Origin of the sequence: Virgibacillus salexigens (genome assembly GCF_014905415.1) — a bacterium.
Lineage (GTDB): Bacteria > Bacillota > Bacilli > Bacillales > Amphibacillaceae > Virgibacillus > Virgibacillus salexigens.
Genome location: NZ_BNEO01000002.1, coordinates 944,025 through 964,696, shown reverse-complemented (window position 1 = coordinate 964,696; position 20,672 = coordinate 944,025). Strand labels below are relative to the sequence as shown.

Below are 20,672 nucleotides of genomic sequence, written 5' to 3'. Positions count from 1 at the left end.
ACTCTCGTCCCTTTTCATTTTTGAAGGGACGGGAGTTTTTTATGTTTTTAACGATGGGTTTGGCAAGTAGTTGTTACTCTAAATTTGCCAGTAACAGACAGTATCTGGTTGAAATACGAAAACTTAACTAGGGGGTTATGATATGAGTTATAAAGCACCGAGGGGAACAGCTGATATACTTCCGCAAGATGCTAATAAGTGGCAATTTGTTGAGGCTAAAATAAAAGAAATATGTAATAGATACCATTTTCATGAAATTCGCACACCTTTGTTTGAACATACGGAAGTATTTCAACGTGGCGTAGGGGATTCTACAGATATTGTACAAAAAGAAATGTATACCTTTGAAGATCGCGGTGGGAGAAGTATTACCCTACGTCCAGAAGGAACGGCCTCTGTAGTACGCTCTTTTGTAGAAAATAAATTATATGGTTCGGTTAACCAACCCGTAAAATTATATTACTTTGCTCAAATGTTTCGATATGAACGACCGCAAAAAGGACGTATGCGGCAATTAAATCAATTTGGAGTTGAGGTATTAGGAAGTGCGGATCCCGCTGTGGATGCTGAAGTTATCGATTTAGCAATGACATGCTATCGGGAAATGGGATTAACTTCTTTAAAATTGGTTATCAATTCACTAGGAGATAAAGAGAGTAGAGAGAATCACCGTCAGGCTTTAATTGATCACTTTACTCCACATAAGAATGAGCTTTGCGGTGATTGCCAAATGCGCTTAGAGAAGAATCCGCTTCGAATTCTTGATTGTAAAAAGGATCGTGAACATCCAGCAATGAAAACAGCTCCTTCCATCCTTGATTATTTGAATGATGAATCACAGTGCTATTTTGAAAAAGTAAAAGAATACCTAACCTTAATGGGGATTGAATACCATGTTGATAAAAATCTTGTACGCGGACTTGATTATTACAATCACACTGCATTTGAAATTATGAGTGAAGCAGATGGCTTTGGTGCAATTACGACATTAGCAGGCGGTGGTCGCTATAATGGTCTTGTTGAGGAACTTGGTGGTCCAAATGCTCCTGGAATTGGATTTGGAATGGGATTAGAACGTTTATTAATGGCATTGGAAGCAGAACAGCGGGAGATTCCTGTCGATTCTTCGTTAGATTGTTATTGTATTGCTGTTGGTGAACAAGCAGAAAAAGAAGCGGTTCGTCTTGTGCACAATCTGCGCAACCATGGAATTCAAGTAGACAAAGATTATCAATCCAAAAAAATGAAAGGGCAGTTCAAAGCAGCTGATCGTTATGAAGCGAAGTACGTATTAATTTTGGGTGAGGATGAATTAAACCAACAGCATATTGCGGTACGTGAAATGAAAACAGGCAATCAAGAAAATATCCCACTTTCAGAGGTGGTAGACGTCATGAAGGCAAAGCTTTTAGGAGGAAATCAATTATGAGTGAACAACAACGTAAAATGGCAGGAACGCTTGAAGAAGCGAATGTAGGTGAATTTGTACGACTAAAAGGATGGGTGCAAAAACGACGTGATTTAGGAGGACTGATTTTTATTGATCTTCGTGATAAATCGGGTCTCGTTCAAATTGTTTTTAATCCAGATCATTCGGCACAAGCATTACAAGTGGCTGAAACCGTACGAAGCGAGTATGTAGTAGAGGTAGATGGCCAGGTTGTAAAGCGCGATCCTTCAACAGTTAATCCATTAATGAGTACAGGATCAATTGAAGTCATCGTTTCAGCTATTTCTGTATTAAACAAAGCTAAAACACCTCCTTTTGCTATTCAAGATGAGTCAGAAGTAGCAGAGGATTTACGATTGAAATATCGCTATATTGATTTGCGACGTGGGTCATTACAAGAAACGTTTAAATTGCGACATCGAACTACAAAAGCAGTTCGAGATTTCCTTGATCAGCGAGATTTTTTGGAAATGGAAACGCCTATATTAACAAAAAGTACCCCTGAAGGAGCTCGTGACTATCTGGTACCAAGTCGTGTTCATGATGGTGAATTTTATGCTTTGCCACAATCACCACAGTTGTTTAAACAATTGATTATGATGAGTGGTTTTGAAAAATATTACCAGATTGCTCGTTGTTTTCGTGATGAAGATCTTCGGGCAGATCGCCAACCAGAATTTACACAAATCGATATTGAAACTTCATTTTTAACTAGTGATGAAATTATGCAAATGACAGAAGAAATGATGCAATATGTCATGAGAGAAGTGAAAGGGATCGATATCTCGCTTCCGTTACAACGAATGTCATATGACGAAGCGATGTCTCGATTTGGGTCCGATAAACCTGATACCCGATTTGGGCTGGAACTAATTCATGTCTCAGAAGTGTTAAAAGATTCCACCTTTAACGTATTCCAAGGTGCGCTTGCATCCGGAGGGAAAGTAGCTTTATTAAATGTGGAGCAACAAGCTGCTAATTATTCGCGGAAAGACATCGACAAATTAACTGATTTTGTAAAAGTATATGGCGCCAAAGGGCTTGCTTGGTTAAAGGTAGAAGGCGATGAATTAAAAGGTCCGATTGCTAAATTTATAACAAATGAGGAAAAGGCAGGATTGTTAACTGCTGCGCACGCTAAAGATGGGGATTTGCTTTTATTTGTAGCAGATAAAACAAACGTCGTTTATGATAGTCTCGGTGCACTTCGCTTAAAATTAGGTAAAGAGTTGAAATTAATTAATGAGTCAGCATTTCATTTCTTATGGGTGACGGATTGGCCATTACTAGAGTATGATGAAGAATTGGGTAGATATTTTGCTGCGCACCATCCGTTTACATCTCCTGTTGAGGAGGACATGGATAAAATACAAACGGAACCAGCAGCAGTTCGTGCCAATGCTTATGACTTAGTACTAAATGGTTTTGAACTTGGCGGTGGCTCTGTACGTATCTATAAAACAGAATTACAGCGCGAAATGTTTAAAGCGTTAGGTTTTACGGAAAAAGAAGCAAGGGAGCAGTTCGGTTTCCTACTAGATGCATTGGAATATGGTACACCTCCACATGGCGGTGTGGCCTTAGGATTAGATCGAATTGTTATGTTGTTAGCAGGCAGAAGCAATCTAAGAGATACCATTCTATTCCCTAAGACAGCATCTGCGTCTGACTTGTTAACCAATGCACCAAGTGAAGTAGACCAAGCACAGCTAAATGAGTTATCCATTCAATTGAATCCTAAAAAAGATTAATTGTTTTCTTAAGTTGATCATTGCTATATAATTCGTTTACGTGTTAAAATAAATTTACAAATTCAATCAAAGCATATCCTGATGTGTTCGTTCATGAAAAGTGTTTTGACCGAACAACTATAAACATGGGAGCTCGCAAATGGTTTCTATATTGCGTGCGTGCCTCCAATGAGAGGAAGCATAACAAATATAGAACAGAGCACCCACCTGCCAAGAGCGGGATCAAAGCTTCAAACTGGACGGCACAATCGGGATTGTGATACATAAAAAAATCCTAGGTAGCATGAAAGGAGAGCATCCTTTTAGCATCTAGGATTTTTCTTTATTTAATTTGACCCTTGAGCAAGTTGCTGTAGATTACCGTTTTTATCCATTCTAAATGCGGGCGCTGCCACGGAACTTTGATCATCTAGTACGGTCATTTTTCTAGCTCGTTCCATAATTTGAATAAATGCTTGATAGTCCTCTTGAATGGTTTCTAATTGGACTTTGGTTTGTTCTAATTGTTTATTCAATGTATCTACTTGGTTTTGTAAGCTTTTATTTTCCTTTTCCATCTGTTCAAGAGAAGCTTTTGATTGATTCGAAGAAATAGTCTGTTTTTTTATGTCTTTTAAATATCGTATGACCATATCCATGTTTAACGTTGTATCTTCTTCGATGCTTGGTGTTACGTTGTTGTCATTTGCAGTGACACTATTATCCGAAATTTGTGGTAAAGATACAACGGCTTTTCTCGTATTTTGCTGCCCAGCTTTTGCCATTGCACGTTTCTTTTCTTTTCGTTGTCTTTTTGCAAGATCAATAGCGTTAACATATTTCATGCGAATTTCTGCATTCCACCGAAATCCGCATGCTGCGGAAGTACGATTAAGCTTGTCTCCTACTTCCTCAAAAGCATTTAATTGTGTACTGCCTTCTCTAATATGTCGTAATACGGTTTCTGCCAATAATAAATCATCTTCATGTGACCAGGCATCTTGTCTTACTTTTGCCATTATGTTTTCCACTCCTTTAGTAATTTCTATTGTTAACTAAATAATAGATTTAGCTATTTTTATATTTATTGTTACCTCGGGAGTGGAATCTTATACGTTAAATCTTTTTATCTTTCTGAATACGTTCGTAAACTTGTTTAATAGCCTGTTCGAACTTCCCAGTAGCTTTTGGTTGATAGTACTGCTTATTTTTTATGGAATCTGGTAAGTACTGCTGTGATACCCAACCATTATCATAGTTATGTGGATATCTATACGCATTCCCTCTGCCTAATGTTTCCGCTCCACTATAGTGGGAATCTTTTAGATGAATGGGTACTTCTCCGCTCTTTCCTTGTTGAATATCATGAAGGGCCGCATCTAATGCCTTATAGGCGGTATTGGATTTTGGTGATAAACATAGTTCCACAATAACAACTGCTAAAGGGATTCTAGCTTCAGGAAAACCCAATCTTTCCGCAGCTTGAACAGCAGCAACTGCTCGTGGTCCAGCCTGTGGATTAGCAAGCCCAATATCCTCATAAGCAGTTACTATCATTCTTCGAGCAATACTTTCTAGATCACCTGCCTCAATTAATCTACCTAAATAGTGAAGAGCTGCATCAGCATCACTGCCTCGGATGGACTTTTGGAATGCTGATAACACATCATAGTGGGCATCACCATCCTTATCATGTGTAAAGCTTTTCTTCTGCATGCACTCTTCCGCTATTTCTAGAGTTATAACAATTTCTCTATTTTCATTTTCTGGTGTGGATGCAACTGCTAATTCTAAACCATTTAAGGCACTACGCATATCTCCGTTCGCGCTAAAAGCAAAATGTTCTGCAGCCTCATCGATGATTGTTATCCTTTCTTCTCCGTAACCATGTTCTGTATCTGAAATCGCTCGGTAAATTGCCTGCTTTACATGCTTTGCAGTTAAACGATGTAATTCAAATAAATGACATCTGCTACGGATAGCAGGATTAATGGAATGGTAGGGGTTACTTGTAGTACAGCCAATTAGAATAATTAAATTACTTTCTAAATGTGGTAATAAAAAGTCTTGTTTTCCTTTATCTAAACGATGTACCTCATCAAGAATAAGCACTATTTGTCCCATCATTTTGGCTTCTTCTACGACAATTTCCATATCTTTCTTCTTATCGGTGACCGCATTTAAGGTTTTTACTGACTTTCCTAGACTTTTCGCAATCGCCATAGCCATGGAAGTTTTACCAGTTCCTGGTGGCCCGAATAGGATCATGGAGGCTAATCTTTCAGCCGCTATCATACGTTGAATAATTTTTCCTTCTTCTACTAGATGCTCTTGTCCGATAATTTCGTCAATATGGTCCGGCCGCATACGAAATGCGAGTGGTTTTTGTTTCATATATACCGTCCTTTATATTATAATAAAACACTGTTTCTCACATGTTACTTATTTTAGACAAGATTGCTAATGCTTGTAAAATTCGATAACATGCACGAACAATACGTTCCATGCTATAATATCATGTATTAGTAATATTGGAACGTAATTAAAATTGAGGTGTCATGGATGAAGATATCAACAAAGGGAAGATATGGACTAACAATTATGATTCATTTAGCAAAACAACATGGCAAAGGACCGACTTCGCTGAAACAAATTGCTAAAGAAAATAAATTATCGGAACATTATTTAGAACAGCTTGCTTCTCCCTTAAGGAATGCAGGATTGATTAAGAGTATTCGTGGTGCATATGGTGGATACATGTTAGCGAAAGATCCAGTAGAAATAAAAGCTGGTGATATTATACGTGTATTGGAAGGGCCGATAACACCAGTTGAAGGAATCGAGGATGAAGAGCCCGCAAAGCAAGCATTATGGTTACGAATTCGAGATGCTGTCAAGAATGTGTTAGATACGACTACGCTAAAGGATTTAGCAGAACATAATAATGACCAGCCACAAGATGCGTATATGTTTTATATTTAAATGGTAATTGTTTGAGGAAGGAAAAGATAAACAATGGAACAAATTTATTTGGATCATGCTGCAACGACCCCGATTCACTCTGAAGTATTAGATGCAATGTACACGGTGGAAAAGGATGTATTTGGTAATCCATCTAGTGTTCATTCATTTGGAAGGAAGGCAAGACGATTATTAGATGAAGCACGGCTTACATTGGCTCGAAGCATTCATGCTAGTGAGAAAGAGATTGTATTTACTAGTGGGGGTACAGAAGCAGATAATCTTGCTATTATTGGCACAGCATTAGCTAATCGACAAAAGGGAAACCATATCATTACTACTGCGCAGGAACATCATGCTGTACTGCATACGATGGAAAGATTAGAACAGGAAGGGTTTGAGGTAACCTATTTACCAGTTAACCAAGATGGGAGAATTAATGTAGAAGATGTAAATCAAGCGTTAACAGATGCTACCATCCTTGTTTCGATTATGTATGTAAACAATGAAACAGGTGTTATTCAACCAATTGAAAAGGTTGGCGAATTATTACAGAAGCACCAAGCATATTTTCATACAGATGCTGTACAAGCCTTTGGATTAATTGAATTGGATGTTACGAAGATGGGCATTGATATGCTGACGGTTTCCGCTCATAAGATAAATGGTCCAAAAGGAATTGGTTTTCTATATGTGAATGAGAAGGTGAAGTTAAATAGTTTACAATTTGGCGGAGAGCAAGAGAGAAAACGTCGCGCTGGAACGGAGAATCTTGCTGGAATTGTAGGTTTTCAAAAAGCAGTTGAATTAGCTATGGAGAATAAATCAATTCGAAAGGAACGTTATTTATCTTATAAACAAGCATTCCTTAACATCTTAAAGAAAAACGGAATCGATTTTGAAGTCAATGGTGCCATAGAAGCTAGTATTGCTTCCACGGTGAATATAAGTTTTCCTGGTACAAAAGTCGAAGCGCTGTTAACCAATTTTGATTTAGAAGGTATTGCTGCTTCCAGCGGAAGTGCGTGTACAGCTGGATCTGTAGAGCCTTCACATGTATTAACTGCTATGTTTGGCAAAGCGCATGAATGTACAACAAATTCGATTCGCTTTAGTTTTGGACAAGCTAATACACCAGAGAATATTAAAGAAGCTGCTGAACGTGTTGCGAAGATAGTAAAGCGACTAGTTAAGTAAAGGATGTGTAAGTATATGAATGAAAATAAAGACACAAGAGTTGTAGTTGGTATGAGTGGGGGCGTTGACTCCTCTGTAGCTGCTTTACTCTTAAAACAGCAGGGCTATGATGTTGTAGGGATCTTTATGAAGAACTGGGATGATACGGACGAATTTGGGGTGTGTACAGCGACGGAAGATTTTGAGGATGTTGTTCGTGTCTGTAACCAACTGGATATTCCTTATTACGCTGTTAATTTTGAAAAGCAATATTGGGATAAAGTATTTACGTACTTTCTAGATGAATACAAAGCAGGAAGGACACCGAATCCAGATGTCATGTGTAATAAAGAAATTAAATTTAAGGCTTTCTTGGAACATGCGATGTCTTTAGGCGCTGATTATTTAGCTACGGGACACTATGCGCAAGTAAAAGCACATCATGGACGGTATGACATGTTACGTGGCGTGGATGATAATAAGGATCAAACTTATTTTCTCAACCAATTATCAGAAGATGTTTTATCTAAAGTAATGTTTCCACTTGGACATCTCCCCAAATCAGAAGTTCGTAAGATAGCCAAAGAACATGGTCTTGCTACGGCAGAAAAGAAAGATAGCACTGGAATATGCTTTATAGGAGAACGTAACTTCAAAGAGTTCCTGAGCGAATACCTGCCAGCTCAACCTGGTGAAATGCAAACATTAGAAGGTGAGGTCAAAGGTCGCCATGATGGTTTGATGTATTACACGATCGGGCAACGTCAAGGACTGGGAATTGGTGGATCAGGGGAACCGTGGTTTGTTGTTGGCAAGAACTTAAAGGACAATGTGCTCTATGTAGGACAAGGGTATGATAATGATAAGCTATATTCAGATGCACTGATTGCGACCGATGTGAATTGGATCCACTCAGAAAACCTTAATGATACGTTTATTTGCAGTGCGAAATTTCGTTATCGTCAACAAGATAGCAAAGTGAAAGTTACCATTTTAGAAAATAATCGGGTGAAAGTTGATTTCATAGAAAGTCAACGCGCAATCACTCCTGGACAAGCTGTTGTTTTTTATGATGGAGACGTTTGTCTCGGTGGCGGAACAATTGATGAGGTAAGAAAACAGGACCAAATGTTAGATTATGTTGGATAGTTAGGAGTTTTACCGTGGATAAGATAAAACAAGCTATAGCTTACATGCAAGAAAATAAAATTGAAGAAGCAGCTGCATTGTTCACAGAAGTTATCGAAGAAAACCCGGAAGACCCCGTTGGTTATATTAATTTTGGAAATTTGTTATTTCACATGAATGATTTTACTAGGGCACAGCGTTTTTATGAACGGGCAATGGAGTTAGATAAACATGCAGCAACAGCGTATTATGGACTTGGTAATCTGTATTATGAGCAATCACTCTACCCTAAAGCATTAGAAAACTTTCAGAAAGCAATTGAACTAGGTTTGGAAGAACCAGATGTTTATTTTCTTTTAGGAATGACTTTCCAACATCAAGAACAATATAAATTATCACTTCCTTATTTATTGCGAGCTACGGAACTAGATCCGGATAATCAGGATTCGTTATTCCAATATGGTCTTGCACTCGCTCAAAGTGATCATTTGAAAGATGCTGAAAAAATCTTTCATAAGGTTTTGTCACTGGAAACAAATCATAGCGATGCCAATTATAATTTAGGTGTTGTTGCCTTGTTTGAAGATCGTTTAGAACAAGCCCTCACCTATTTTAATGAGGCATTGCGTATACAACCAGAACATATATTAGCTGCGAACGGGAAAGAAAAAACCGAAGCGTTATTAAACGAATCGTAAGTTGAAATAGGTTGGTGTTTCTTGGATGGAAGAGGATAAACAAAGTAAAGGCTATATTAGAGGCGAATTAATTCATACCATTTTTCATAATGAAGCGGAACAGTTTTCGATTGCTAAAATAAACGTGTTGGAAACGAATGAAGCTTATAGTGAAAAAGACATTGTTATTAAGGGGTATTTTTCTAGTTTACAAGAAGGAACAAGTTATTATTTCTTTGGTATCTTTGAAAAACATCCTCGCTTTGGTATGCAATATAAAGTAACATCCTATAAAACATTTATTCCTGATACAAAAGATGGTTTAATTGCATATCTATCTAGTGATTTATTCTATGGTATAGGAACGAAAACCGCTGAAAAAATTGTAAATCAATTAGGTGAGAATGCAATTTCAAAAATCATGGATGATGAAGAAGCACTATCAGAAGTTAATGGGATTAAAAAGGAATCCGCTAAATCCTTGCGTAAGACGTTACAAGAGAACCAGGGATTTGAGCATGTTGCAGTATATTTAGCTAATTACAACATTGGTTTAAAAATGGCACAGAAAATTTATCAATACTATAAAGATGAGGCCATAGCTTTAATTGAGGAAGATCCATATCGATTTGTTTTTGATATTGAGGGATTTGGCTTTCGTACCGCTGATGAAATTGCTGCACAAATGGGAATTTCTACAACTCATGCGAACCGTATTGGTGCAGGTTGTGTTTATACTTTACAACGATCTGTTCAAGATGGACATGTTTATTTGCCAGTAAGTGAATGTGTCTCTCTTGTTGATCAACTATTAGCCTCTCCTGAGTTGACGGAAACTATCATCACTGACCGCTTAGTAGCTTTAAATGGGGATAAATCCCTTATTATTCAGGATGGTAATGTGTATTTGCCGTCTCTCTATTATGCTGAAGATGGGTTTGGTACACATCTGAAACGAGTGTTAACGAAACCAATTGAACAACGAACACCAATGGCCGAATTAATGAAAATAATAGGTGAAATTGAGGAAACAGAGATTCTTTCGTATGGGAAAGAGCAATTTACTGCGATTAATCAATCCATCCATTCGAAGTTGATGATTCTAACGGGAGGGCCTGGAACTGGTAAAACTACCGTTATTAAAGGAATCTTAAATGCGTTTGCAACGATTCACCAATTATCCTTAGATCCAAAAGATTACGATAATATGGACGAGTTTCCATTTATTCTTACTGCACCAACAGGAAGAGCTGCGAAACGATTAACAGAATCTACCAATCTTCCTGCTAAGACGATTCATCGTTTATTAGGATGGGATGGGATTAGTGGGTTTGATAAAAATGAAGATGAGCCATTAACCGGGAAATTTTTAATTGTAGATGAGTTTTCGATGGTAGACATATGGCTTGCAAATCAATTATTTAAAGCAATTCCTGATGATATGCAGGTATTAATTGTAGGGGATGAAGATCAACTTCCATCTGTAGGACCAGGTCAAGTGCTTTCAGATTTATTAAAGACGGAGCGAATTCCATTTGTGCGCTTAACGGAAGTGTATAGACAAAAAGAGGGATCAAAGATTATTCAACTAGCTCATCAAATTAAAAATGAAGAAGTAATCGATTTACAAAACGATCAAGACTTCAGTTTTATCTCATGCAATGAACAACAGATGGTTGATGTGATTATTAAAATTTTTACACGAGCAGTGGACAAAGGATTTGATGTGAGAGAGGTTCAAGTATTAGCACCCATGTATCGTTCGCAAGCAGGAATAACTAAACTTAATCAAGAGCTTCAAGCAATACTAAACCCAAAAACAGACCAAAAAAGAGAAGTGAAAACACAAGATGGACTGTTTCGAAAAGGAGATAAGGTAATTCAGCTGATCAATCAGCCGGAAGATGGCGTCTATAATGGAGATATTGGAGAAGTAGTGGCTATCTTCCGAGAAGAAGAAAACATAGATCAGGTAGAACAGCTTGTGATAGCCTACGATGATAAAGAGGTAGTATATGAACGGAAGGATTATCGAAATATTATGCTTGCGTATTGTATCTCCATTCATAAGTCGCAAGGAAGTGAGTTTCCTATTGTTATATTGCCAGTAGTACGTACTTACCGTCGTATGCTAAGAAAAAATCTCTTATATACTGCTATAACAAGAAGCAAGCAATCATTAGTTATTTGTGGTGAGGAGCAAGCTTTTATACAAGGAGTTGGAATGATAGATACGAACCGACGTTATACATCTTTAAATAAAAACTTGAAGATGAAACTGGATGATCAGGTTATAGATAACGCATATGAAAGTGAAGAGGATAACTTGTCGCCCTATGATTTCATGTGAGATAGGTATAAACATCATTCAATCGGGTTAGCATGGTAATATCAGATATGGATAAAAGGAGCCTTCATAAATGCGATGCCCGAATTGTAATGGAAAGGATATTGGGAAAATAGGTAGCCAGCAGTATTATTGTTGGAACTGTTTTATTGAGATGTCAGTAATCAATAATAAATTAACGATTCATCAAGTTGAAGCCGATGGTTCATTAAGTTCACTTAATGATTTATTCAGTGAGGATGAACGAACCTTTTATGGGAATCCATAAATTGTTCAGCTTGTATAATTAAGGAACTGTGCATATGTTTAAGGGTAATAAAAGCTTGAATTTCCTATATTGGTTATTGATCGGCATATCCCTGTTTTTATTTCTTTATTTAATGATTAAACTGTTTCCGTTCTACCATACAGTTTTTTTGTTTCTATGGCATCTATTTGCTCCTTTTCTTATCGCTTGCTTAATAGCGTATCTATTATACCCAATTGTTAATCAATTACATTATTATAATATACCAAAAGGGATAGCTGTTCTTTTGATTTACATCCTATTCTTTGGTGGGACGGCATATTTAATTTATCGTGTATATCCCATGATTGTGTATCAGGTAAGAGAGCTAAATGATCAATTTCCTCAATTTATAAAGATGTATGAACAGCTTGTTTACCAAATGTATGAATATACTTCCTTCTTACCTGAAACAGTACATGATAAATTTGATCAGCTCTTTGCCCGAATCGAAAGCAGTCTGGACCAGTTGCTGTCACGGTTAGTTAATGGTTTCACGAAGGTTTTTGATTTGGTTATTCTACTTACTGTAATCCCAGTTTTAGTTTTTTACTTTTTGAAAGACTATAACAAAATGAAAGCCTTTTTTAAAGGGTTTATACCAAAAAAATACCGTTCGACATCAAGCAAAATGGTTCATGCCATTGATGAGACTTTGGGTAATTATATTCGTGGACAATTAATTGTTTGTTTATTTGTTAGTTTGACTACCTTTATAATTTTTAAGTTCTTATTAGGCTTGGATTTTGCATTACTCTTAGCTGTATTAATGGGTATAACCAACTTGATTCCTTATTTTGGGCCAATAATTGGTGCTATTCCAGCAGTAGCAATTGCATTTACCATATCAGGAAAACTAGTGATTTTTGTTATATTATCGGTTTTTGCTATTCAATTAATCGAAAGTAACTTGTTGTCACCATTTATAGTTGGAAAAAGTATAAATATCCATCCTGCAGCTATCATCTTTGCATTGTTATTAGGTGGTCAGTTATTCGGTGTAATCGGAATGGTGATCGCCGTCCCTTTAATGACGATTGTCAAAGTAATTGTTAAACATGTGATAGAATGGCGAAAAGTTAATATGAAGCTGAATACAAGTCACGAAGAGTAATACGTCCCATGAAATCATTTATAGCCATTTACTACAAATATGTCACGAGAAGCCTTCTTTATTGACATTCAACAAGATGTTTTCTATAATTACGCTTACAACACTACAATTTGAATTCGTTGAAAGTTACGAAGTACATGATAGGCTCTTTCAAGAGAGGGGTTTTCATTGGCTGTAAGAAACCCTAAAGGTAGCGTCATGGAAAGCTAAACTGGAGTGCGGTTAATTCCCGTCGGTGTCATACCGTTACAATGACTGAGTGGTGAATACAACTTGTATTCATAATTAGGGTGGTACCGCGAATATATCTCGTCCCTGCATTAGCAGAGAGGGGATTTTTTTATTCCATTTTATTACGTTTCGGGAGGAAGGAAAGATGAAGCAATTAACATCGGCACAAGTTCGACAAATGTTTATTGATTTTTTTAAAGAAAAGGGGCATCGGGTAGAACCAAGTGCTTCTTTGGTTCCGAAGGATGACCCTACACTACTATGGATTAATAGTGGTGTGGCGACATTGAAGAAATACTTTGATGGTCGGGTAATACCAGATAACCCACGTATTGTAAATGCACAAAAATCGATTCGCACAAACGATATTGAGAACGTAGGGTTTACAGCAAGACACCATACATTCTTCGAAATGTTAGGAAACTTTTCTATTGGTGACTATTTCAAAAAAGAAGCGATCGAATGGGGATGGGAATTCCTAACGAGTGATAAATGGATCGGATTTGACGAAGAGTTACTTTCTGTAACCGTACATCCAGAAGATGATGAAGCTTATGATATTTGGCTACATGATATTGGTGTACCAAAAGAGCGAATTATTCGATTAGAAGAGAATTTTTGGGATATTGGTGAAGGTCCAAGTGGACCAAATACGGAGATTTTTTATGATCGCGGAGAACAATATGGAAAAGATCCAAATGACCCTGAATTATATCCGGGCGGGGAAAATGAACGTTATCTAGAAATCTGGAATTTGGTATTTTCCCAGTTCAATCATAATCCTGATGATACGTATACACCTCTACCAAAGAAAAACATTGATACAGGAATGGGATTAGAACGAATGGTTTCCGTTATTCAAGATGTCCCAACAAATTTTGAGACGGACTTATTCATGCCGATCATCAAAAAGACAGAAGAATTAGCATCGGTTGCTTACGGCGATAGTAAAGAAGGAGATACTGCCTTTAAGGTAATAGCGGACCATATTCGTACTGTTAGTTTTGCGATTGGTGATGGAGCAGTACCTTCGAATGAAGGAAGAGGGTATGTATTACGAAGATTACTTCGGAGAGCCGTTCGATTTGCTAAGGAGATCGGTATTGAGAAAGCATTTATGTTTGAATTAGTTGATACAGTAGCTGATATCATGAAAGACTTCTATGATCAAGTAGTTAAGAAAAAAACGTTTATTAAGAATATGGTCAAAGTAGAAGAGGAACGTTTTCATGAAACCTTACATGATGGCTTAGAGATTTTAACAAGCATCATGGAGAGAGAAGAGCAAAAAGGAAGTACGGTATTCCCTGGTGTGGAGGTCTTTCGTTTATATGACACGTATGGATTCCCTAAAGAGTTAACCGAGGAGTATGTCGAAGCTAAAGGGTTTACCATTGATGAACAAGGATTCCAAAAGGAAATGGAAAAGCAAAGAGAACGTGCTAGGAATGCTCGTCAAAAAGTAGACTCCATGCAGGTGCAAGACGGAGCGCTTTCAGAGATCGATGCGGAAAGTGATTTCATTGGTTATGATTACACCCAAACTGAAACAACTGTCGAGGGTTTAATAAAAGATGGTAAAACGGTTCGTGATGTTAGTGTAGATGAAGAGGTTTATGTTTTACTGCGCCGAACTCCGTTTTATGCAGAGAGTGGAGGACAAATAGCTGATAAAGGGGTAATCTATACGGAGACAGCCACTGCACAAGTAGAGGATGTACAAAAATCTCCAAAAGGCCAACATATTCATCGTATTCGAGTTACAAAAGGTTCTTTCTCACTAGGGGAAACAGTGAAAGCGGAAGTGGAATTAGTAACGAGAAGCTTTATTGTGAAAAATCATACAGCTACCCATTTACTTCACCAAGCTTTAAAAGATATACTTGGTACACATGTAAATCAAGCTGGCTCACTTGTTACTCCAGAACGTCTTCGTTTTGATTTTTCTCATTATCAAGCACTATCCAAGGAAGAGCTGGAGCAAATAGAGCAAATTGTAAATGAGAGAATCTGGGATGCCATTACGCTTGATATCACACATGAAAACATTGAAGATGCAAAGAATATGGGAGCTATGGCATTGTTTGGTGAGAAATATGGTGATGTTGTACGGGTAGTTAAAATCGGTGATTATAGTATTGAGTTATGTGGCGGTTGTCATGTAGTAAATACGGCTGAAATCGGTTTGTTTAAGATAGTTTCCGAAAGTGGCATTGGTGCTGGAACGAGAAGAATTGAAGCAGTTACGAGCAAGCAAGCTTATCAGTTCTTATCGTCAAAACTCGGTGTGCTCCACCAGTCTGCCCAATTGCTAAAATCAGCGGAAGAAGCAGTACCTGAAAAAATAGAAAGCCTATTCCAAGACATCAAAGATATGCAAAAGGAAAAAGAGTCTTTACGTGCTAAATTATCCAATGTTGAAACATCATCTATTCTTAATAACGTAGAAACCATCGAAGGGGTTCCTATATTGGCAGAAAAAGTAGATGTCGGAGATATGAATCAATTACGCAATATGGTGGATGATTTAAAACAAAAACTTGGGTCGGGAATCATTCTATTAGCGATGGAAAGCAACGGAAAAGTTCAATTAGCTGCTGGTGTATCGAAAGATCTAATGGATAATGGATTTCATGCTGGTCAACTCATAAAACAAGCTGCGCAAGCCTGTGGCGGCGGTGGCGGTGGACGTCCTGATATGGCTCAAGCTGGGGGGAAAGATGCAAGCAAAATCATCCAAGCATTGTCTACAGTGAAGGATTATGTAATAGAACAAACCAATCGCTAATTTGTATATCGGCTAGTAAAAAAGATATAATTAATTCTATAATCATGTTAAGATAATAGAAGAAGCTTACATTCTGAAAATGATTTCACTAAGGGTCATTTTCAGAATGATTCTAAGATCGAGGTGTCATGATGAGTTCAATTGATAAAACGATGAAGTTCAATTTTTCGGAGGAACCATTTGACCAGGATGTTAAGGAGATACTGTTCACTGTGCATCAAGCATTAAAAGAAAAAGGATATAACCCGATCAATCAGATTGTCGGTTATTTACTTTCTGGTGATCCAGCATATATCCCACGGTATAATGATGCGCGTAATCTAATTCGGAAAATTGAACGTGATGAAGTAATTGAAGAACTGGTTAAATTTTACTTAGAGCAGCAACCCGAGGATGAACAATGAAATTACTTGGATTAGATGTTGGGTCCAAAACCATTGGTGTCGCTGTTAGCGACGCACTTGGTTGGACAGCACAAGGAATTACCACATTAAAATGGAATGAAGAAGAGATTACTTCTGCAGATAAAGAAATAAAAGCTTTAATAGATGAGCATCAGATAGGGAAAGCTATTATTGGACTTCCCAAGAACATGAATGGTACCATCGGTGAACGAGGAGAAATGTCGATCGCTTATGCAGAACATGTTAAAAACATGCATGGTATTGAGACCGAACTATGGGATGAGCGTTTAACGACGATGGCTGCGGAACGAGTTTTATTAGAAGCTGATATGAGTAGGAAAAAGCGTAAGAAGGTCATTGATAAAATGGCTGCGGTTATGATTTTACAAGGTTACTTAGACCAAGGATAAGGAGTGAAAAGATGGCATTAGAAGAAAAAGAGCGAATTATTATTCCTGATGAAAATGGAGAAGAACATCTATTTGAGGTATTGTTTACCTTTGATGTGGATGAAACAAAACAAAGCTATATTGCTGTTATCCCTGTAGAACAGTCAGAGGATGAAGAAGTAGAAGTTTATGCTTTTCGTTATGAAGAAAAAGATAATGATGAGGATGATTTATCCTTATTTCCAATCGAGTCTGACAAGGAATGGGAAATGGTTGAAGAGATGCTCCATACATTAGCAGACCAGGAGAACGAAGTATAAGTTCCACTTCATTTATGAAAGCTGATGTCACATTCTGACATCAGCTTTTTATGTTTCAGAATAAAATTAATGGAATATAATAGCGATTTTTAGTATAATATAGCGGAATGAGAGGGGGATATTCATGTCCAAAGATAAAAAGAATAGCAATTTCAGGGACAACCTCGAGGCTCGTAGTGAAGAAGCCAAAACCGTTCGTAAAATTGTATCTATTATTATTATCGCTTTATTGTTAATTTTGTTAATAGGTGGTATTTCTGGATATTTATATGTAAAATCTGCGCTTGAGCCAGTGGATCCAGAAAGTAATGAAGAAGTGAAAGTAACGATACCAATTGGTTCATCATCTTCACAGATTGCTTCTATTCTAGAGAAAAACGGAGTTATTAAAGATGCGCTTGTTTTTCGTTTTTACATAAAATTTAATAATGAATCTAATTTTCAGGCTGGTGAATATACATTTACAACTGGGATGAAATTAGACGAAATCATTGACTCACTGAAAAATGGCAAAATTATGGCAGAACCAGTACATTCGATAACGATTCCTGAAGGAAAGACTGTGGAAGAATTAGCAGAAATTTATGCAAAAGAATTAAGCTTTACAAAAGAAGACTTTTTAAACAAGGTAAATAACAGGAACTTTATCGAGCAATTAATGGAAGCATACCCTTCTATTTTATCGGATGACATTTTAAATCCAGAAATTCGGACGCCACTAGAAGGTTACTTATTCGCATCTACTTATGAATTTTATGAAAAAGAACCAAGTGTTGAAACAGTTATTTATGAAATGATGAAAAAGACAGATACAGTGGTATCTAAATACCTTGATGAGATTAGTGAGAATAATTTTTCTGTCCATGAAGCCGTTACCTTTGCTTCGGTGATAGAAAAGGAGGCAAGTACAGCAAAACAACGTAAAAAGATTGCTGGTGTTTTCTATAACCGCATTGAACAAGGTATGAAACTACAGACAGACCCAACCGTATTATATGCATTAGGCAAACATAAAGAACGAGTACTTTATGAAGATTTGGAAATAGAGTCTCCATATAATACATATTATGTAGAAGGTTTACCTATTGGTCCGATTGGTAGCTATGCTGAAAGCTCTTTAGCAGCAGCATTGAACCCTGAAGATTCTGATTACTTATACTTTCTACATGATGGAGATGGAGAGATATATTATGCAGAAAATCTAGAGCAGCATAATAAAAATAAACAAGAGCATATGAATTAACTTGCCATACTGATTCATCCCCCTGTTTCATTTTAAATGAGAAGGGGGATGAATCCGATTTATTCTAAAAAGAGGGTATTTCATGGATGAACAAATAATAAACTATTTATCGAAGATTTTACCAGCAAGAGAAGAAAACATCAGTGATCTAGAAAAAAAAGCAAAAACAGAAAAAATACCTATTATGGAACCAATAAGTATGCATTTTGTACTACAAATGCTACGTCTAAAACACCCCATCAACATCTTGGAAATCGGAACAGCAATTGGATATTCTGCATTAAGGATGCTGGAGGCAGTTCCCAACGCTAGTATTATCACAATCGAAAAGGATGAACAGCGTTATCAGGAAGCAATTAAGAATATTCAAAAGCAAGGTAAAGAAGAGCAAATACATGTTATTCATGGGGATGCACTCGAACAATTAAATAATTTGCAAAAAGATCAATTATTTGATGTAATATTTATCGATGCAGCAAAAGGTCAGTATCGACGGTTTTTTGAGCAATCAGCACCTTATTTAAATAAAGCGGGCATGATACTAACTGATAATGTTTTATTTAGGGGGTATGTTGCCCAGCAAGAGCTGGCACCAGCAAGATTTAAGAATATGGTCAAAAAAATCGATAATTATAATGAATGGCTTATGCATCATCCAGATTTTACAACGACTATTGTACCAATTGGAGATGGAGTTGCAATTAGTTTAAAGAAGTGAAGCTTAGAAGGGAGTACCTTATCCATGCAGGATAGACCAGTAGTAATTGGCGTGGCTGGTGGAAGCGGCAGCGGTAAAACATCTGTCACACGCTCTATATGCCAGCGATTTTCCGATCAAACCATTCTTGTTATTGAACAAGATTATTATTATAAAGACCAAAGTCATTTGCCCTTCGAGGAGCGGTTAAATACAAATTATGATCATCCACTGGCCTTTGATAATGATTTGTTAATTGAACATATACATGCATTGCTAAAGGGAAAAGAAATTAATAAACCTGTTTATGATTATAAAATCCATACAAGATCAGAAGAAGTCATTCTGGTCCAACCAAAGGATGTGATTATTCTAGAAGGGATTTTAATTCTAGAGGATCCTCGATTAGTGGATTTAATGGATATTAAAGTATATGTTGATACGGATGCAGATCTACGTATTATTCGTCGCCTGATGCGAGATATAAATGAGAGGGGCCGGTCTTTAGACTCTGTAATCGATCAGTATATTAATAATGTAAGACCGTCTCATTTGCAATTTATCGAACCTACGAAACGATATGCAGATATTATTATTCCAGAAGGTGGACAAAACCATGTAGCAATAGACATTATGGCAACAAAGATTGAAAAAATACTTTTCAAAAATCAAACCTAGAATTAAAGAAAAGTGTTGAAAATTTGTAAGAAGTCTGCCATAGTAATGTTTAGTACATTTTTTCAGGTAATTGAGACATGAAAATCATATCTTGGTTATTTCAATATGTTTATTCACTCAATGTCAATTAATTAAAAGGGGTTAGTAATCCTTAAGAGGTTACTAAAGGAATAAAAAGGAGTGTTTAGAATGGCTACAGAGAAAAGTTATTATATGACTCAAGAAGGAAAGAAAAATTTAGAAGAAGAATTACATTATTTGAAAACAGAAAGAAGACAAGAAGTCGTTGAGCGCATAAAGGTAGCACGTGATTTTGGGGATCTTTCTGAGAACTCGGAGTATGATGCGGCTAAAGACGATCAAGCCTTTGTAGAATCAAGAATTGCACAAGTAGAGAAAATGATTCGTAATGCAGTAATCATTGAAAATGATAATGATAATCCAAATATTGTTTCATTGGGTAATACAGTCACCTTCCAAGAGCTTCCTGATGGTGATGAAGAATCCTATACAATCGTAGGTAGTGCAGAAGCGGATCCTTTTGAAGGAAAGATATCCAATGATTCGCCCATGGCTAAAAGTCTGCTTGGACAAGAAGTAGGTGCTCAAGTTACGGTGACAACTCCAGGAGGAGAAATCGAGGTTAAAATTGTAAAGGTTGACTAAAAAACGAGCATAGCCCGTTTTCAGGCTGTCGAGAAACTCGACAGCCATCTTTATTTAAAGAAGTTCAAAATGAACTGTATCGGTTGGCTCTATGATTCATTGCGTGTCGTGTCTCTAGGTCAGAAGAAAGGCATAATGTAATGAGAGAGAAAAAGAGATTTTCTACAAACTGGTTTGCCTGCTTTTTTGATAGGAGAATAAAAAACGAGTACGTTACGACAGCCAATTAAACTGGAGATCTTTCAGAGAAAGTGAAGTTCTATCCACGGAAAAACATCCTGTTGCGTCTACACTTTTAGAGTGCCGCTGTTAGGTTATTAGGAAGAAACAACAAATTGTCTAATGTTAAGATACAATTGTAATATCTCTATCATATTCTTCTGCTTC

19 protein-coding genes, 1 other RNA gene and 2 other annotated features (1 of these 22 only partly in view) are annotated in these 20,672 nt (G+C 37.0%); of the genes, 18 read left to right on the top strand and 2 right to left on the bottom strand.

Going from position 1 to position 20,672, the window contains the following annotated elements; genetic code table 11:
• Window positions 1–15, top strand: a binding site (T-box leader) (it extends 203 nt beyond the left edge of the window).
• Between the two features lie 127 nt (window positions 16–142).
• From hisS to ssrS, 3 genes are all read left to right on the top strand, one after another.
• Window positions 143–1,429, top strand: a complete 1,287-nt coding sequence (gene hisS / locus JKP73_RS12795) for a histidine--tRNA ligase (RefSeq protein ID WP_021291013.1) — start codon at window positions 143–145, stop codon at window positions 1,427–1,429.
• Window positions 1,426–3,201 carry an aspartate--tRNA ligase gene (gene aspS, locus JKP73_RS12790; protein ID WP_200411355.1) on the top strand — a complete coding sequence of 592 codons (1,776 nt, stop codon included), beginning with the start codon at window positions 1,426–1,428 and terminating at the stop codon, window positions 3,199–3,201. The genes hisS and aspS overlap by 4 nt, the downstream gene beginning before the upstream one ends.
• Window positions 3,202–3,273: 72 nt before the next feature.
• A non-coding RNA gene (ssrS, locus tag JKP73_RS12785) (6S RNA) lies at window positions 3,274–3,460 on the top strand.
• A gap of 67 nt (window positions 3,461–3,527) precedes the next feature.
• On the opposite strand, the gene JKP73_RS12780 is transcribed toward ssrS, so the two are convergent.
• Together JKP73_RS12780 and JKP73_RS12775 are read right to left on the bottom strand one after the other, a co-directional pair.
• Window positions 3,528–4,199: an RsfA family transcriptional regulator gene (locus JKP73_RS12780; protein ID WP_021291015.1), complete on the bottom strand. Its 672-nt coding sequence runs from the start codon at window positions 4,197–4,199 to the stop codon at window positions 3,528–3,530.
• A 97-nt stretch (window positions 4,200–4,296) separates the two neighbouring features.
• On the bottom strand, window positions 4,297–5,574 hold the full coding sequence (locus tag JKP73_RS12775) for a replication-associated recombination protein A (protein WP_021291016.1): 1,278 nt from the start codon (window positions 5,572–5,574) through the stop codon (window positions 4,297–4,299).
• A 168-nt stretch (window positions 5,575–5,742) separates the two neighbouring features.
• On the opposite strand from JKP73_RS12775, the gene cymR reads away from it, so the two are divergent.
• From cymR to greA, 15 genes are all read left to right on the top strand, one after another.
• Window positions 5,743–6,162, top strand: coding sequence for a cysteine metabolism transcriptional regulator CymR (cymR, locus tag JKP73_RS12770; RefSeq protein WP_021291017.1), 420 nt, complete (start codon window positions 5,743–5,745; stop codon window positions 6,160–6,162).
• 33 nt (window positions 6,163–6,195) lie between these two features.
• Window positions 6,196–7,338: a cysteine desulfurase family protein gene (locus JKP73_RS12765; protein WP_021291018.1), complete on the top strand. Its 1,143-nt coding sequence runs from the start codon at window positions 6,196–6,198 to the stop codon at window positions 7,336–7,338.
• Between the two features lie 15 nt (window positions 7,339–7,353).
• Window positions 7,354–8,466 (top strand): tRNA 2-thiouridine(34) synthase MnmA, encoded by a 1,113-nt coding sequence (gene mnmA / locus JKP73_RS12760; RefSeq protein WP_200411354.1) that lies wholly within the window; start codon window positions 7,354–7,356, stop codon window positions 8,464–8,466.
• A 14-nt stretch (window positions 8,467–8,480) separates the two neighbouring features.
• The gene (locus JKP73_RS12755; protein WP_021291020.1) at window positions 8,481–9,143 is read left to right on the top strand and encodes a tetratricopeptide repeat protein; all 663 of its coding nucleotides are present in this window, start codon (window positions 8,481–8,483) and stop codon (window positions 9,141–9,143) included.
• Between the two features lie 25 nt (window positions 9,144–9,168).
• Window positions 9,169–11,472 carry an SF1B family DNA helicase RecD2 gene (gene recD2 / locus JKP73_RS12750; protein ID WP_200411353.1) on the top strand — a complete coding sequence of 768 codons (2,304 nt, stop codon included), beginning with the start codon at window positions 9,169–9,171 and terminating at the stop codon, window positions 11,470–11,472.
• A 70-nt stretch (window positions 11,473–11,542) separates the two neighbouring features.
• A complete protein-coding gene (locus JKP73_RS12745; RefSeq protein WP_021291022.1) occupies window positions 11,543–11,737 on the top strand; it encodes a YrzR-like zinc ribbon domain in 195 nt (64 codons plus the stop codon).
• Between the two features lie 112 nt (window positions 11,738–11,849).
• Window positions 11,850–12,869 (top strand): AI-2E family transporter, encoded by a 1,020-nt coding sequence (locus JKP73_RS12740; RefSeq protein ID WP_234447110.1) that lies wholly within the window; start codon window positions 11,850–11,852, stop codon window positions 12,867–12,869.
• 110 nt (window positions 12,870–12,979) lie between these two features.
• Window positions 12,980–13,189, top strand: a binding site (T-box leader).
• A gap of 56 nt (window positions 13,190–13,245) precedes the next feature.
• Window positions 13,246–15,888, top strand: a complete 2,643-nt coding sequence (alaS, locus tag JKP73_RS12735; RefSeq protein WP_200411352.1) for an alanine--tRNA ligase — start codon at window positions 13,246–13,248, stop codon at window positions 15,886–15,888.
• 131 nt (window positions 15,889–16,019) lie between these two features.
• Window positions 16,020–16,292 (top strand): IreB family regulatory phosphoprotein, encoded by a 273-nt coding sequence (locus tag JKP73_RS12730; protein ID WP_021291025.1) that lies wholly within the window; start codon window positions 16,020–16,022, stop codon window positions 16,290–16,292.
• A complete protein-coding gene (gene ruvX / locus JKP73_RS12725) occupies window positions 16,289–16,702 on the top strand; it encodes a Holliday junction resolvase RuvX (RefSeq protein ID WP_200411351.1) in 414 nt (137 codons plus the stop codon). The genes JKP73_RS12730 and ruvX overlap by 4 nt, the downstream gene beginning before the upstream one ends.
• 11 nt (window positions 16,703–16,713) lie before the next feature.
• Window positions 16,714–17,001, top strand: a complete 288-nt coding sequence (locus tag JKP73_RS12720) for a DUF1292 domain-containing protein (RefSeq protein ID WP_021291027.1) — start codon at window positions 16,714–16,716, stop codon at window positions 16,999–17,001.
• Between the two features lie 124 nt (window positions 17,002–17,125).
• Window positions 17,126–18,244: an endolytic transglycosylase MltG gene (gene mltG / locus JKP73_RS12715; RefSeq protein WP_021291028.1), complete on the top strand. Its 1,119-nt coding sequence runs from the start codon at window positions 17,126–17,128 to the stop codon at window positions 18,242–18,244.
• 82 nt (window positions 18,245–18,326) lie between these two features.
• Window positions 18,327–18,962, top strand: coding sequence for an O-methyltransferase (locus JKP73_RS12710; protein ID WP_021291029.1), 636 nt, complete (start codon window positions 18,327–18,329; stop codon window positions 18,960–18,962).
• A 24-nt stretch (window positions 18,963–18,986) separates the two neighbouring features.
• Complete coding sequence (udk, locus tag JKP73_RS12705) at window positions 18,987–19,619, top strand: uridine kinase (RefSeq protein ID WP_021291030.1); 633 nt, start codon at window positions 18,987–18,989, stop codon at window positions 19,617–19,619.
• Between the two features lie 189 nt (window positions 19,620–19,808).
• Entirely contained in the window at window positions 19,809–20,285 is a 477-nt protein-coding gene (gene greA, locus JKP73_RS12700; RefSeq protein WP_038243491.1) for a transcription elongation factor GreA, read from the top strand.
• The last annotated feature ends 387 nt before the right edge of the window (window positions 20,286–20,672 follow it).

Excerpts from the sequence above, each read along its gene's own strand:
- hisS (WP_021291013.1), top strand. The coding sequence starts at position 143 with ATGAGTTATAAAGCACCGAGGGGAACAGCTGATATACTTCCGCAAGAT.
- aspS (WP_200411355.1), top strand. The coding sequence starts at position 1,426 with ATGAGTGAACAACAACGTAAAATGGCAGGAACGCTTGAAGAAGCGAAT.
- JKP73_RS12780 (WP_021291015.1), bottom strand. The coding sequence starts at position 4,199 with ATGGCAAAAGTAAGACAAGATGCCTGGTCACATGAAGATGATTTATTA.
- JKP73_RS12775 (WP_021291016.1), bottom strand. The coding sequence starts at position 5,574 with ATGAAACAAAAACCACTCGCATTTCGTATGCGGCCGGACCATATTGAC.
- cymR (WP_021291017.1), top strand. The coding sequence starts at position 5,743 with ATGAAGATATCAACAAAGGGAAGATATGGACTAACAATTATGATTCAT.
- JKP73_RS12765 (WP_021291018.1), top strand. The coding sequence starts at position 6,196 with ATGGAACAAATTTATTTGGATCATGCTGCAACGACCCCGATTCACTCT.
- mnmA (WP_200411354.1), top strand. The coding sequence starts at position 7,354 with ATGAATGAAAATAAAGACACAAGAGTTGTAGTTGGTATGAGTGGGGGC.
- recD2 (WP_200411353.1), top strand. The coding sequence starts at position 9,169 with ATGGAAGAGGATAAACAAAGTAAAGGCTATATTAGAGGCGAATTAATT.
- JKP73_RS12745 (WP_021291022.1), top strand. The coding sequence starts at position 11,543 with ATGCGATGCCCGAATTGTAATGGAAAGGATATTGGGAAAATAGGTAGC.
- JKP73_RS12740 (WP_234447110.1), top strand. The coding sequence starts at position 11,850 with ATGATTAAACTGTTTCCGTTCTACCATACAGTTTTTTTGTTTCTATGG.
- alaS (WP_200411352.1), top strand. The coding sequence starts at position 13,246 with ATGAAGCAATTAACATCGGCACAAGTTCGACAAATGTTTATTGATTTT.
- JKP73_RS12730 (WP_021291025.1), top strand. The coding sequence starts at position 16,020 with ATGAGTTCAATTGATAAAACGATGAAGTTCAATTTTTCGGAGGAACCA.
- ruvX (WP_200411351.1), top strand. The coding sequence starts at position 16,289 with ATGAAATTACTTGGATTAGATGTTGGGTCCAAAACCATTGGTGTCGCT.
- JKP73_RS12720 (WP_021291027.1), top strand. The coding sequence starts at position 16,714 with ATGGCATTAGAAGAAAAAGAGCGAATTATTATTCCTGATGAAAATGGA.
- mltG (WP_021291028.1), top strand. The coding sequence starts at position 17,126 with ATGTCCAAAGATAAAAAGAATAGCAATTTCAGGGACAACCTCGAGGCT.
- JKP73_RS12710 (WP_021291029.1), top strand. The coding sequence starts at position 18,327 with ATGGATGAACAAATAATAAACTATTTATCGAAGATTTTACCAGCAAGA.
- udk (WP_021291030.1), top strand. The coding sequence starts at position 18,987 with ATGCAGGATAGACCAGTAGTAATTGGCGTGGCTGGTGGAAGCGGCAGC.
- greA (WP_038243491.1), top strand. The coding sequence starts at position 19,809 with ATGGCTACAGAGAAAAGTTATTATATGACTCAAGAAGGAAAGAAAAAT.